General features: G+C 59.3%; 15 protein-coding genes. 12 read left to right on the plus strand and 3 right to left on the minus strand.

Annotated elements, in window-relative coordinates; genetic code table 11:
• Window positions 1-54 precede the first annotated feature (54 nt).
• Genes AC6I8I_RS03830 through uraH form a run of 8 tightly spaced genes read left to right on the plus strand, consistent with a single transcriptional unit; the run spans window position 55 to window position 6,220 of the window.
• Window positions 55-840 (plus strand): transporter substrate-binding domain-containing protein, encoded by a 786-nt coding sequence (locus tag AC6I8I_RS03830; protein ID WP_497828339.1) that lies wholly within the window; start codon window positions 55-57, stop codon window positions 838-840.
• A gap of 10 nt (window positions 841-850) precedes the next feature.
• Window positions 851-1,516, plus strand: a complete 666-nt coding sequence (locus AC6I8I_RS03835) for an amino acid ABC transporter permease (RefSeq protein WP_497828340.1) — start codon at window positions 851-853, stop codon at window positions 1,514-1,516.
• A complete protein-coding gene (locus AC6I8I_RS03840; protein ID WP_312057116.1) occupies window positions 1,516-2,172 on the plus strand; it encodes an amino acid ABC transporter permease in 657 nt (218 codons plus the stop codon). The genes AC6I8I_RS03835 and AC6I8I_RS03840 overlap by 1 nt, the downstream gene beginning before the upstream one ends.
• Entirely contained in the window at window positions 2,153-2,884 is a 732-nt protein-coding gene (locus AC6I8I_RS03845) for an amino acid ABC transporter ATP-binding protein (protein ID WP_312057096.1), read from the plus strand. Before AC6I8I_RS03840 ends, AC6I8I_RS03845 begins: the two co-directional genes overlap by 20 nt.
• Before the next feature lie 21 nt (window positions 2,885-2,905).
• Window positions 2,906-4,141 (plus strand): pyridoxal-phosphate-dependent aminotransferase family protein, encoded by a 1,236-nt coding sequence (locus AC6I8I_RS03850; RefSeq protein ID WP_497828341.1) that lies wholly within the window; start codon window positions 2,906-2,908, stop codon window positions 4,139-4,141.
• On the plus strand, window positions 4,138-5,391 hold the full coding sequence (gene hpxK / locus AC6I8I_RS03855) for an allantoate amidohydrolase (protein WP_497828342.1): 1,254 nt from the start codon (window positions 4,138-4,140) through the stop codon (window positions 5,389-5,391). Before AC6I8I_RS03850 ends, hpxK begins: the two co-directional genes overlap by 4 nt.
• 2 nt (window positions 5,392-5,393) lie before the next feature.
• Window positions 5,394-5,888 (plus strand): 2-oxo-4-hydroxy-4-carboxy-5-ureidoimidazoline decarboxylase, encoded by a 495-nt coding sequence (uraD, locus tag AC6I8I_RS03860; protein ID WP_031374971.1) that lies wholly within the window; start codon window positions 5,394-5,396, stop codon window positions 5,886-5,888.
• Entirely contained in the window at window positions 5,885-6,220 is a 336-nt protein-coding gene (gene uraH / locus AC6I8I_RS03865) for a hydroxyisourate hydrolase (protein WP_031374972.1), read from the plus strand. Before uraD ends, uraH begins: the two co-directional genes overlap by 4 nt.
• 28 nt (window positions 6,221-6,248) lie before the next feature.
• On the opposite strand, the gene AC6I8I_RS03870 is transcribed toward uraH, so the two are convergent.
• Complete coding sequence (locus tag AC6I8I_RS03870) at window positions 6,249-7,016, minus strand: amidohydrolase (RefSeq protein WP_089562370.1); 768 nt, start codon at window positions 7,014-7,016, stop codon at window positions 6,249-6,251.
• Window positions 7,004-8,164 carry a pyridoxal phosphate-dependent aminotransferase gene (locus tag AC6I8I_RS03875; RefSeq protein WP_497828343.1) on the minus strand — a complete coding sequence of 387 codons (1,161 nt, stop codon included), beginning with the start codon at window positions 8,162-8,164 and terminating at the stop codon, window positions 7,004-7,006. The genes AC6I8I_RS03870 and AC6I8I_RS03875 overlap by 13 nt, the downstream gene beginning before the upstream one ends.
• A 734-nt stretch (window positions 8,165-8,898) precedes the next feature.
• Here AC6I8I_RS03875 and AC6I8I_RS03880 point away from each other — a divergent pair.
• Genes AC6I8I_RS03880 through AC6I8I_RS03890 form a run of 3 tightly spaced genes read left to right on the plus strand, consistent with a single transcriptional unit; the run spans window position 8,899 to window position 10,737 of the window.
• A complete protein-coding gene (locus tag AC6I8I_RS03880) occupies window positions 8,899-9,513 on the plus strand; it encodes a methylthioribulose 1-phosphate dehydratase (RefSeq protein ID WP_312057083.1) in 615 nt (204 codons plus the stop codon).
• Window positions 9,510-10,193, plus strand: a complete 684-nt coding sequence (gene mtnC / locus AC6I8I_RS03885; RefSeq protein ID WP_497828344.1) for an acireductone synthase — start codon at window positions 9,510-9,512, stop codon at window positions 10,191-10,193. Before AC6I8I_RS03880 ends, mtnC begins: the two co-directional genes overlap by 4 nt.
• A gap of 1 nt (window position 10,194) precedes the next feature.
• Window positions 10,195-10,737 (plus strand): 1,2-dihydroxy-3-keto-5-methylthiopentene dioxygenase, encoded by a 543-nt coding sequence (locus tag AC6I8I_RS03890; RefSeq protein WP_046288502.1) that lies wholly within the window; start codon window positions 10,195-10,197, stop codon window positions 10,735-10,737.
• Between the two features lie 53 nt (window positions 10,738-10,790).
• On the opposite strand, the gene mtnA is transcribed toward AC6I8I_RS03890, so the two are convergent.
• Entirely contained in the window at window positions 10,791-11,813 is a 1,023-nt protein-coding gene (gene mtnA / locus AC6I8I_RS03895; protein WP_497828345.1) for an S-methyl-5-thioribose-1-phosphate isomerase, read from the minus strand.
• 122 nt (window positions 11,814-11,935) lie between these two features.
• Between mtnA and mtnK the strand changes: the two genes are divergently transcribed.
• Window positions 11,936-13,135, plus strand: a complete 1,200-nt coding sequence (gene mtnK / locus AC6I8I_RS03900) for an S-methyl-5-thioribose kinase (protein ID WP_312057074.1) — start codon at window positions 11,936-11,938, stop codon at window positions 13,133-13,135.
• Window positions 13,136-13,222: the final 87 nt, after the last annotated feature.

Raw genomic sequence — 13,222 nt, forward strand, 5'->3', positions numbered from 1 at the left:
GCAGAATGCATGCTAAAGAATCTTTTGTTTCACACAATCTCACCGGGGTGCATAATGAAAAAAGTTTTGATGGCGGTTGCGGCAGCGGCATTACTGATGACTCAGGCGGGCAGCGCGCTGGCCGATCAGTTGCAGGATATCCAGCAGCGTGGCGTGATCCGGGTGGCGGTGCCGCAGGATTTCCCGCCGTTTGGTTCAGTCGGCACCGATCTGCAACCCCAGGGTTACGACATCGACATGGCGAAGTACCTGGCGAAGCAGATGAAACTTAAGTTACAGCTGGTGCCGGTCAGCAGCGCCAACCGGGTGCCTTATCTGCAAACCGACAAAGTCGATCTGGTGATCTCCAGCATGGGCAAAAACGCGGAGCGTGAAAAAGTGATCGATTTCACCCGCGCCTATGCGCCGTTCTTCCTCGGCGTCTTTGGGCCGAAAGGCGAAGAGATCAAATCGGCGGCGGCACTGAGCGGCAAGTCGATTGGCGTCACCCGTGGCGCAGTAGAGGACATGGTGCTGAGTGAGGTCGCGCCGAAGGACGCTCAGGTGAAACGTTACGAAGATAACAACACCACGCTGTCAGCCTACCTCTCCGGTCAGGTGGAATATGTCGCGACCGGCAACCTGGTGGTGGCGGCTATCGCCCGTCAGAATCCGGCTAAAGCACCGGTTGCCCAGTTTATGCTGAAAGATTCACCCTGCTTCATTGGCCTGAAGAAAGACCAGCCGGCACTGAAACAGAAGATCAATGCGCTGATTGAGCAGGGCATCAAAGATGGCACCCTGAACAGCCTGTCAGAACAGTGGCTGAAAGCCCCGCTGCCCGCCAGCCTCGGCGCCTGAGGAACGGATAATGATCGGGCAACTTAACTTTCCCGCCCTGTGGCCCTACTGGCCGGAGCTGCTCTCCGGCCTGTGGGTCACCATCCAGTTAACGCTGCTGGCCACCGTCGGCGGCGTCAGCCTCGGCATCGTCGGCGCCGCGCTGCGCAGCGGTAAACCGGGCTGGATGAGCCGTCTGTGGGGCGTCTACGTCGAGCTGATCCGCAATACGCCGTTCGTGGTGCAACTGTTCTTTATCGTGTTTGGCCTGCCTAACCTGGGGCTGAAACTCACCGCCGGTGAAGCAGCGCTGCTGGCGATGCTGATCAACCTTGGTGCCTACAGCACTGAGATCATCCGCGCCGGTATTCAGGTGACGCCAAAAGGGCAGTGGGAAGCGGGCCGGGTGCTGGGCCTGACCCGCAGCCAGACGTTTCTGCGGGTGGTGCTGCCGCCCGCGCTGCAGCGTATTTATCCGGCGCTGGTGAGTCAGTGCATTATCGTGATGCTCGGCTCGTCGGTGGTGTCGCAGGTCTCCTACGAGGAGCTGACTTTCTCCGCTAACCTGATTCAGTCGCGCACCTTTTTAAGCTTTGAGGTCTATCTGGTGACCACGTTGATCTACCTGGCGTTGTCGATTGCGATACGTCAGCTGCTGCTGGCGATTGGCCGTAAATGGTTTGGAGTGCAGGCATGATGACAACCTTCACCGACTGGGACATCGTGCGCAACCTGCTGCTGGCGGCGCGCTGGACCCTGCTGCTCTCTCTGGTGGCGTTTGTCGGCGGCACGCTGGTGACGCTGCCGCTGCTGTTTATGCGACTGTTGCAGCGTAAATGGCTGACGCGCTGGGTTCGCGGCTATACCGCGCTGTTCCAGGGTACGCCGCTGCTGATGCAGCTGTTTCTCGCCTTCTTTGGCGTCGGGCTGTTCGGAATTGACGTCGCGCCCTGGACGGCGGCCTCGCTGGCGCTGACATTCTACACCAGCGCCTTTCTGGTCGATATCTGGTACGGCAGTATTCGCGCGTTGCCGAAAGGGCAGTGGGAAGCGTCACGCTGTCTCGGCCTGAGTTTCAGCCAGACCCTGGCGCGGGTGGTTGCGCCGCAGGCGATTCGCATCGCCATCGCCCCGACGGTCGGCTTTGCGGTACAGGTGATCAAAGGCACTGCGCTGGCGTCGATTATCGGTTTTATCGAGCTGACCAAAGCCGGCACCATTCTGAACAACGTGACCTACCAGCCGTTCAAAGTCTTTGGGCTGGTGGCGCTCGGTTACTTCCTGATGTGTTATCCGCTGTCTCGCTACAGCCAGTATCTGGAGAAAAAATTCAATGCCGCTCATCACCATTAATCAGGTGCAAAAATATTACGGCGACAACCATGTGTTGAAAGGCGTGGATCTGGATATCGACATGGGCGAGGTGATCTCGATTATCGGTCGCAGTGGATCGGGTAAAAGCACGCTGCTGCGCTGCATTAACGGGCTGGAAGGCTATCAGGAAGGCAGCATCAAGCTTGGCGGCATGACCATTACCGACCGCGATTCACAGGCCCGCGAGATCAGCCGTTCAATCGGCATGGTGTTTCAGAGCTTCAACCTGTTCCCGCACATGACTGCGCTGGAAAATGTCATGCTGGCACCGCGTCGGGTATTGAAAAAGGGCGAGGCGGAGTGCCGGGCGCTGGCGACGCAGATGCTGGAGAAAGTCGGGCTGGGCGAACGGCTCGATTACTATCCAGCCAGCCTCTCCGGCGGTCAGCAGCAGCGGGTTGCAATCGCCCGTGCGCTGGCGATGACGCCGAAAGTTTTACTCTGTGACGAGATCACCTCGGCGCTCGATCCTGAGCTGGTCGGCGAAGTGCTCAAAGTGCTGGAGCAGCTGGCGGCCGAAGGAATGACGCTGATCCTCGTCACTCATGAAATGAGCTTCGCCCGCGACGTGGGCGATCGCGTGGTCTTTATGCATCAGGGGCGCGTCTGGGAGCAGGGCGACAGCAAAACGTTATTTGCGCAGCCGCAATCGCCTGAACTGAAACAGTTTATCTCTTCGGTCCGCCTGTAAGTCTTCAACAAGGAATTCATCATGGATATCACTCGCTACCCACAACTCAATCCACCGCAACGTCTGCTGATGGGGCCTGGGCCGATCAACGCCGATCCGCGCGTCCTGCGCGCCATGTCGAGCCAGCTGCTTGGCCAGTACGATCCCGCCATGACCCACTACATGAACGAGGTGATGGCGCTCTATCGCGGCGTATTTCGTACCGAAAACCGCTGGACCCTGCTGATTGATGGCACCTCGCGCGCCGGGATTGAAGCAATCCTGCTCTCTGCCATCCGGCCCGGCGACAAAGTGCTGGTGCCGGTGTTTGGCCGCTTTGGGCATCTGCTGTGTGAAATCGCCCGTCGCTGCCGCGCTGAGGTTCATACCATAGAGGTGCCGTGGGGCGAAGTCTTTACTCCCGATCAGATCGAAGATGCGATCAAAAAAGTGCGGCCACGGCTGCTGCTGACGGTACAGGGCGACACCTCCACCACCATGCTGCAACCGCTGGCGCAGCTGGGGGCAATCTGCAAACAGTATGGCGTGCTGTTCTACACCGATGCCACCGCGTCGCTGGCCGGTAATGCGCTGGAAACCGATGCCTGGGGGCTGGATGCGGTCTCTGCCGGGATGCAGAAATGCCTCGGCGGTCCGTCCGGCACCTCGCCGATCACCCTGAGCGAACAGATGGAAGCGGTGATCCGCAAGCGTAAGTGCGTCGAACAGGGGATCCGAACCGCCGCGCATCAGGATGGGGAAGAGGAGATGATCTACTCCAACTATTTTGATCTCGGCATGATCATGGATTACTGGGGACCGGAGCGTCTGAATCACCACACTGAAGCGACCAGCGCGCTGTTTGGCGCCCGCGAATGCGCCCGTCTGATCCTGCAGGAAGGTCTGGATAACGGCATTGCCCGCCACAAACTGCACGGTGAAGCGCTGCTGAAAGGCATTCAGGGCATGGGACTGGAGACCTTTGGCGACCTGCAACACAAAATGAATAACGTGCTGGGCGTGGTGATCCCGCCGGGCATCAATGGCGATCTGGTGCGGCAACTGATGCTGAATGATTTCGGCATTGAAATTGGCACCTCGTTTGGTCCGCTGCACGGCAAGGTGTGGCGCATCGGCACCATGGGCTTCAATGCCCGCAAGGATTGTGTCATGCAGACGCTGGCGGCGCTGGAAACGGTGCTGACCTATCTGGGCTATCGCACGCCGCAGGGCGCGGCTGCGCAGGCGGCCTGGGACTACTACGGGAGCCAGGCATGATGATGAACGCCAGCGAAGCCCACGCCGCATCACAGCGCGTCATGGCGCGCTGTGATGCGCTGGCAGCGATCAGCGAAACGGCGCAGGGACTGACGCGCGTCTACCTGTCGCCGGAGCACCTGCGCGCCAACGCCTGTGTCGGAGAGTGGATGCAGGCCGCCGGAATGCAGGTGTGGCAGGATGCGGTCGGCAACATTTGTGGCCGCTACGAAGCAGCCGAACCGGGGGCGCCCGCCTTACTGCTCGGTTCGCATCTCGACACGGTACGTAACGCCGGTCGCTATGACGGCATGCTGGGCGTGCTAAGCGCTATCGAAACCGTGCAGTGGCTGCATCAGCACCAGCAACGTTTGCCGCTGGCAATTGAGGTGATCGGTTTCGGCGACGAAGAGGGCACCCGTTTTGGCATTACGCTGCTCGGCAGCCGCGGGATTACCGGCAGCTGGCCGCAGAGCTGGGTAACCCATCCTGACGGCAACGGCATTACCGTGGCGCAGGCGATGGCAGATGTCGGGCTCGACAGCAGCCAAATCGCCACCGCCGCGCGCCGGGTAGAAGATATTGTCGGTTACCTTGAGTTGCACATTGAGCAGGGGCCGTGTCTTGAACAGGCAGATCTGCCCCTGGGCGTGGTGACGGCGATCAACGGTGCGCGCCGGCTGAACTGCCGCTTCACCGGCGAAGCCGGACATGCCGGTACGGTACCAATGACCCACCGTAAAGATGCGCTGGCTGCCGCTGCCGAATGGATGGTGTTTATCGAGCAGACCACCCGCGAGCAGGATCCACAGCTGGTGGCGACGGTCGGCACTCTGAGCTGCGCGCCCGGCGCGGTGAATGTGATCCCTGGCGAGATCGCACTGTCGCTGGACGTGCGCGGCCCGCTGGACAATCCGCTGGAGGCGCTGCTCTCCAGCCTGTTAACTCAGGCGGAGGCGATCGCGCTGCGTCGCGGATTGCGCTTTGAGGCGAACGAATATTACCGCATCGGGGCCACCGCCTGTGATTCCGCGCTGCAACAGGCGTTGAGTCATGCGGTGGAAACGGTGCAGGGGCGCAGCCTGTCGCTGCCGAGCGGTGCGGGCCATGATGCGATTGCGATTGCCGAACGCTGGCCGGTCGGCATGCTGTTTGTGCGTAATCATCGCGGTATCAGCCACCATCCGGCGGAGTCGGTAGCGGTGAATGATGTTGCCCCGGCACTGCAGGCCTACCTGCAGGCGGTTTGTCTGATTGCTGAACGGAGCTGAGCATGCAATTAACCACCTTTAATCAGTTGCCGGAAGAGCAGGCACTGGCGGCGATTGCCCACTGTGTGGCGATCCCGCACTGGCAGCAGGCGCTGGTGGCGGCGCGTCCCTATGCATCGTTGGCGGCACTGCTCGCCACCGGCGATGCACTGGCGCGACAGTGGCAGGGCGATGCTTTACAGGCGGCGCTGGCTGCCCATCCACGTATCGGCGAACGGGCCAGCGGAAGCGACAAACAGGCGACGCTGTCGCGCGGCGAACAGTCTGCTATGCAGCAGGCCGATCGGTCGCTACAACAGGCGATGCAACAGGGCAATCAGACTTATGAGGCGCGCTTTGGCCGGGTATTTTTAATCCGAGCCAAAGGACGCAGCGCAGAGCAGATGCTGGCGGAATTGCAGCGTCGGCTCCAGAATGATCAGCAGGCTGAGCAGCAGGAAGCGCTGGATCAGCTGCGTGAAATTACCCTGTTACGGCTGGAGGAGAGCATAGAATGAGTACTGTCACGACCCATATTCTTGATACCGCAATCGGCAAACCGGCCAGCGGCGTGGCGATTTCGCTGGAGCAGAACAGCCCGGAAGGGTGGTTCCCGCTGTCTCAGGGCGAAACCGACAGCGATGGCCGACTGAAAACCCTGACCCCGGAGCCGCTGACGCCGGGTCACTACCGCTTAACTGCGGAGATTGGCGACTATTTTGCCGCCGCCGGTCGGGATGCGCTTTATGTCAGCGCCCAGATCGATTTTGTCATTGCCGAAGCGGGCAGCCATTTTCATCTGCCGTTCCTGATCTCGCCGTGGTCGTGGTCAACCTATCGCGGCAGCTGATTGCTGTCGGCCAGGCTTGCGCGACAGACTACAGCGTAAACCGATCCGCATCCTGCCAGGCCGGGAAGCGTTCACGATAAGCATTGAGCGCCTCCAGCGACAGCGCGGCATCCAGCCGGGCGCGCTGGAACGGCTCGGCCGCCTGCAGGATCTCACCCTGCGGCGAAATAATCTGGCTGTCGCCACGGTACTGATGCTGGTTGCCATCACTGCCGACCCGGTTACAGCCCGCCACGTAAGCCTGATTCTCAATCGCGCGCGCTAACAGCAGCGCCTGCCAGTGCAACGCACGCGGCGCAGGCCAGTTGGCGACGTACAGCGCCAGATCGTAATCATTGCGGTTACGTGAAAAAACCGGGAAACGCAGGTCATAACAGATTTGCGGCAGAATGCGCCAGCCGCGCCATTCAACTATCTGACGCTGCTCGCCGGGCAGATAGTGATGATGCTCATCCGCCATACGAAACAGATGCCGCTTGTCGTACTGATGCAGCGTTCCGTCCGGCTCGACCAGTAAAAAGCGGTTTACCGCGCCGTTTTCGGTCTGGATCGCCGCACTGCCGCCGATCAGGGCGTCAGTCTGCCGGGCATGATGTTGCAGCCATTCCACCACCTGCGTCTGAGGCAACGAGCTTTTTGCCGCCTCCATCGCAAAGCCGGTGGTAAACATTTCCGGCAGCAGAATTAAATCGCGTCCGGTAATGCCAGCCAGTTGCTGATCGAAATGGCGCAGATTCGCCTCGCCATCCATCCAGCTCAGGGTCTCCTGCAATACGGTGAGGTTTAAAGCTGACATAAGCGCTCCGCGGCGGCATCTAACGTCGCTTGCTGTTTAGCAAAACAGAGGCGAATCAGTTTATGAGGGAAGGGATCGGCGCAGAACACCGACAGCGGTATCGCCGCCACGCCTGCTTCTTTGGTCAGCCACTGGCAGAAACTGACATCGTCCAGATCGGAGATTGCGCTGTAGTCCACCAGTAAAAAATAGGTGCCTTCGCACGGCAGAACCCTGAAGCGGCTATGCTGCAAGGCCGCAATCAGCTGGTCGCGACGCGCCTGATAAAACGCCGGCAGCTCGCGATAATGTTCCGGCTGGTAACGCAGCATATCGGCAATCGCCAGCTGCGCCGGGGTATTGACCGAAAAGGTCAGATACTGATGTACCTTGCGTACTTCAGCGCTGATCGCCGCCGGTGCAATGCAGTAGCCCACTTTCCAGCCGGTCATGTGGAAGGTTTTGCCAAACGAAGAGACGGCAATGGCGCGTTGACGCAGTTCCGGATGGGCCAGTACGCTGGCATGACCCGCCGGATCAAAGCAGATGTGTTCATACACTTCGTCGCTCAGCACATACACCGGTAGCCCGGCAATCGCCTGCCACAGCGCGGCATAATCCTCGCGCCGCCAGACGGTGGCCGACGGATTGTGCGGAGTATTCAGGATCACCAGCCGGGTTTTCTCACTCAGCAGCGCGCCAAAGGCCGACCAGTCAACGTGAAAGGCCGGTGGCTGCAGGGCGATGCGCTTCAGCACCCCACCCGACAGTTCAACTGCCGGCGCATAGCTGTCGTAGCTGGGATCAAAACAGATCACCTCATCGCCCGGCCTGACCAGCGCGGTAATTGCCGCGTACAGTGCCTCAGTCGCCCCGGCAGTAACCGTAATCTCGCGCTCGACGTCCGGACGATAGTCATAAAGCTCAGCGGTTTTCTCCGCAATCGCCTCGCGTAACGGCAAAGCGCCGGTCATCGGGGCATACTGATTCGCACCCTGACTAACGTGATACGCCAGCCGCTGCTGCAAATAGTCCGGCCCGTTAAAATCGGGAAAGCCCTGAGAAAGGTTAATAGCGTTGTGCTGCTGTGCCAGCGCACTCATCTGGCTAAAAATGGTCGTCCCAAGCGCCGGAAGTTTGCTGTCAGGAATCAGGTTGTGCTGCGTCATGGTTTTCTGGCCTTAAGCGCGAATGTCGATGCGGAGTCACCCGGTGTTTGTGCCACTATAAACAGGATGATAGTATTTGGCAATCGAGACGCTTAGACGGCTAAATGCGTCATGCTCCGCACCTCAGCGGCGTTGGCTACGATTGCTTACCCCGGTCACTTACTCTTGTAAGCTCCCGGGGATGCGCGCACTTGCCGCCTTGCTGAAATGCGGATCATTTAGCATTTACAATGCGTCATGCTCCGCATCTCAGCGGCGTTGGTTGCGTTTGCTTACCCCGGTCACTGACTGATGTCAGCTCACGGGGATGCGCGCACTTGCCGCCTTGCCTGCCTTCATGCTCCGCGCGGCAGCGGCGTTGGTTGCGTTTGCTTACCCCGGTCACTGACTGATGTCAGCTCCCGGGGATGCGCGCACTTGCCGCCTTGCCTGCCTTCATGCTCCGCGCGGCAGCGGCGTTGGTTGCGTTTGCTTACCCCGGTCACTGACTGATGTCAGCTCACGGGGATAAGCGCGCTTACCGCCTTGCTGACACACGGATCATTTGGCAGGGGTTATGAGCTTTGCTGACACACGGATCATTTGGCAGGGGGCGTGAGCTTTGCTGATACAGGAATCATTGAAAAGACATCGTGAGCTTTGCCGGCAAAGTAGCAAACTTAACCTGTTGTATTTTTAGGGCCGTTACCGTTATCTGAGTTACCAGCCATCCCATTCCACTGCAAGGAAACCCTATGTCGGATATTCACCCGTTAGATCAGCTGGTCGCCGCCTGTCACTGGATTGGTGCGAAGGGCTGGGCACCCGCGACCGGCGGTAATATGTCTGTGCGTCAGGATGCGCAGATCTGTCTGCTGAGCGAATCTGGTAAAGATAAAGGCACGCTGACGCGTGATGACTTTATCCAGGTCGATATTGCTACCAGCCAGGCGCTCTCCGGCCGCAAGCCGTCGGCGGAAACCGGCCTGCACACGCTGATCTATCGGCTCTTTCCTGAGGCGGGTGCGGTGCTGCACACCCATACCGTGAATGCGACGGTGTTATCGCGGGTCGAGCAGGGCGCGGCGCTGCTGCTGCACGGTTATGAGATGCAGAAAACGCTCACCGGTCAGCATAATCATCTGGATACCGTCGCCATACCGCTGTTCGATAACAGCCAGGACATTGCGGCGCTGGCATCGGAAATTGAAGATTACGCCGCCCGGTTTCCGCTGCGCTATGGCTTCCTGCTGCGCGGTCACGGCTTAACCTGCTGGGGTCGCGATGTCAGCGAAGCGCGTCGCCAGCTGGAAGGACTGGAATTTTTATTTGAATGTGAACGTCAACGTCGCCTGCTGGAGAACGCATGATCCGCGCCATTGTTACCGATATTGAAGGCACTACCAGCGATATCCGCTTTGTCCATAACATCCTGTTTCCTTACGCGCGCCAGCATCTGGCGACGTTCCTGCGTGACCAGCGGCATCAGCCAGAGGTGCAGGCTGCGCTTGAGGCGGTGCGGGCTGAGGTCGATCAGCCGCAGGCCGATCTGCCGACCCTGACGCAGATCCTGTTCAGCTTTATGGATCAGGATCGTAAATCTACCGGACTGAAAGCGCTGCAGGGGATGATCTGGCGTGATGGCTATCTCAACGGCAGTTTCACCGGCCATCTTTATCCCGATGTGCTCCCGGCCCTGACCGCCTGGCAGGCGCAGGGCCGTAAACTCTATATATATTCCTCAGGCTCGGTTGCGGCGCAGAAATTGTTATTTGGCTACAGCGACGAAGGTGATATTACTGGCTTATTCAGCGGCTACTTCGATACGCACGTCGGCGCTAAACGTGAAGTCGCGGCGTATCACACCATTGCCGCACAGATTGGCCTGCCAGCGGAGCAACTGCTGTTCCTGTCGGATATTCATCAGGAGCTGGATGCGGCTGCCCAGGCTGGCTGGCATACCCTGCAGCTGATACGTGGTGAGGCGGATGGCGCAAGCCGCCACCGTCAGGTCACTGATTTTTCTGAGATTAACCTGGAGTCGATTTAGAATGAGTGCACTGACTATTTTTACCGACAGCGAAGCCAGCCAGCCGATATGGCACAGCACCGACCCGCAGGCGATCGCTGAGCGGCTGAATACTAAAGGCGTCCGCTTTGAACGCTGGGAAGCCGATCGCGATTTGGGGGAAAACCCGGACGCAGCAGCGGTTATCACCGCCTATCAGCATGCGATTGACCGGCTGGTGGCGGAGAAGGGCTATCAGAGCTGGGACGTGATCAGCATGCGGGCGGACAATCCGCAGAAAACGGTGCTGCGCGAAAAGTTTCTTTCCGAACACACCCACGGCGAAGATGAAGTGCGTTTCTTTGTTGAGGGCGCGGGTTTGTTCTGCCTGCATCTGGATGGCGAGATCCTGCAGATCCTGTGCGAAAAGAACGATCTGATCTCGGTGCCGGCCGGTACGCCACACTGGTTTGATATGGGATCGTCGCCGCATTTCACCGCGATTCGGATTTTTGATAATCAGGAAGGATGGATCGCTAACTTTACCGGCGACAGGATTGCCGACGCTTATCCACGACTGGCGTAATCGGCTGAGCCGCTTCGGCCACCGCGCAGAACATTACGCGGTGGCCGTCTGACTCACTGCGGCTGGAAAATTCCCGCTGCGACCTGCTCCGGTGTTACCACGCCGGTATCCAGAACCCAACCGCTAATCAGGTCGGCTGGCGTCACATCAAATGCCGGGTTGTAGACGTTCGCCGCTTCAGGTGCCCACTGCACGCTGCCAAAACTGCCGGCCACGCCGGTCACTTCGCTGGCGGCGCGCTGCTCGATCGGAATCGCCGCACCGTTCGGGCAGCTGCGATCCAGCGTGGTGTGCGGCGCGGCCACATAAAACGGGATCTGATGATAGTGTGCCAGTACCGCCAGGCTGTAGGTACCAATCTTATTGGCGACGTCGCCGTTGGCGGCAATCCGGTCAGCGCCGACCCACACCGCGTCCACCTGTTTGCTGGCCATCAGGCTGGCGGCCATGCTGTCGGTAATCAGGGTATAAGGAACCGCCCGTTCGCCCAGCTCCCAGGCCGTTAAGCGGCCGCCCTGCAACAGCGGACGGGTTTCATCGACCCAGACATTGTTCACCCGGCCCTGCTGATGAGCGTGGATGATTACCCCCAGCGCGGTGCCGACGCCCGCCGTTGCCAGCCCGCCGGTGTTGCAGTGGGTCAGCAGCTGGCTGCCAGGTTTTACCAGCGCGCTGCCTGCGCTGGCAATTGCCTCACACAGCTGTTTATCTTCTTCGACCAGTCGCCAGGCTTCCTCGGCCAGCGCGGTAGCGAACGCCGGTTGCGCCAGCGCCTGTTTCATCCGATCAAGGTTATTCATCAGGTTGACTGCGGTAGGGCGGGCGGCACGCAGGATCGCCAGCGACTCTGCCAGCTGCCTCTGCGTCTGGCCCTGTTCTGCCAGCAACGCCAGCAATAACGAGGCGGAAAGGCCAATCAGCGGCGCACCGCGCACCCGCAGCGCGTGAATGTGTTCAACCAGCTGCGCCACGCTGTGCGCCGCTAGCCAGTTTTTTTGCTGCGGCAGCGCCTGCTGATCGAGGATCCAGAGCTGATTGTCACGAACCTGTAAGCTGGTGGTTTGGAGAGTCTGCATGGTGGGTGAAATCCCTGTTGCGTTAATGTCAGATATTGTGCCAACATGCTCGACGGATGTATAGACGTCTGAACGGCTTTTGCACCGGGTTTATTCAGCCTTCGAATGATGAGGAACAGGCAATGTCGCAATACCGTACCTTCACCGCTGCTGATGCGGTGGACTATGCCCGACAATTCGGCGGTCTGGATAATCCTTCCGCCCTGAGCCGTGCCGAAGAAATCGGTGACGGCAATCTTAACCTGGTGTTTAAAATTTATGACGATCAGGGCAACAGCCGGGTGGTGGTCAAGCAGGCGCTGCCTTATGTGCGCTGCGTCGGCGAGTCATGGCCTCTGACGCTGGATCGGGCGCGGCTTGAAGCGCAGACGCTGGTCGAGCACTACAAATATTGTCCGCAGCACACGGTGCAGATTACCCATTACGACGCGGATCTGGCGGTGATGGTGATGGAAGATCTCTCCAGCCACCGTATCTGGCGTAGCGAGCTGGTGAAGGGCGTTTACTATCCTGAGGCACCACGGCAGCTGGGCGAGTATCTGGCACAGACGTTGTTTAACACCTCCGATTTCGTGCTGCATCCGCATCAGAAGAAAGCGGAAGTGGCGCGCTTCATTAATCCGGAAATGTGCGAGATCACCGAAGATCTGTTCTTTAACGATCCCTACACCGATCATCCGCGTAATAGCTATCCGGCGGCGCTGGAGCCGTTAGTGGCCAGCCTGCGTCACGATGATGCGCTGCGTATTGCGGTAGCTGGTCTCAAGCACCGCTTCTTTGCCCACGCCGAAGCCTTGCTGCATGGCGATATCCACAGCGGATCGATTTTTGTCGCGGACGGTAGCCTGAAAGCGATTGATGCTGAATTTGGCTATTTCGGGCCGATGGGCTTTGATATCGGCACTGCGCTCGGCAATCTGCTGATCAACTATTGCGGCCTGCCCGGCCTGCTGCCGCCGCGTGAAGCCGCCGATGCCCGTGAGCAACGCCTGAGCGATGTGCATAGCGTCTGGACAACCTTCTCCAGCCGTTTCCAGGCGCTGGCGGCGGAGAAAACCGCTGACGTGGCGCTGGCTTATCCCGGCTATGTCGATGCCTTCCTGCGCAAAGTATGGGCGGATACCATCGGCTACTGCGGAACCGAACTGATCCGGCGCACGGTAGGGATGTCGCATGTGGCGGATATGAAGCTGATTGCCGATCCGGCGATGCGTACCGACTGCATCCGTAACGCGATAAACCTCGGACGCACGCTGATACTGGCAGCCGATCACGTTGAAGATGTCGATGCGCTGATTGCCCGCATCCGACAGGCCGGATAAAAAAAGGCCGACGTGATGTCGGCCTCTGGATAAAACAAAAATCTTGCTGGCGATGAGGGGGATGCCAGCGCAGGAAGCACGGTCAGA

This window comes from Pantoea sp. X-Soil-YNGN-775, assembly GCF_059730575.1.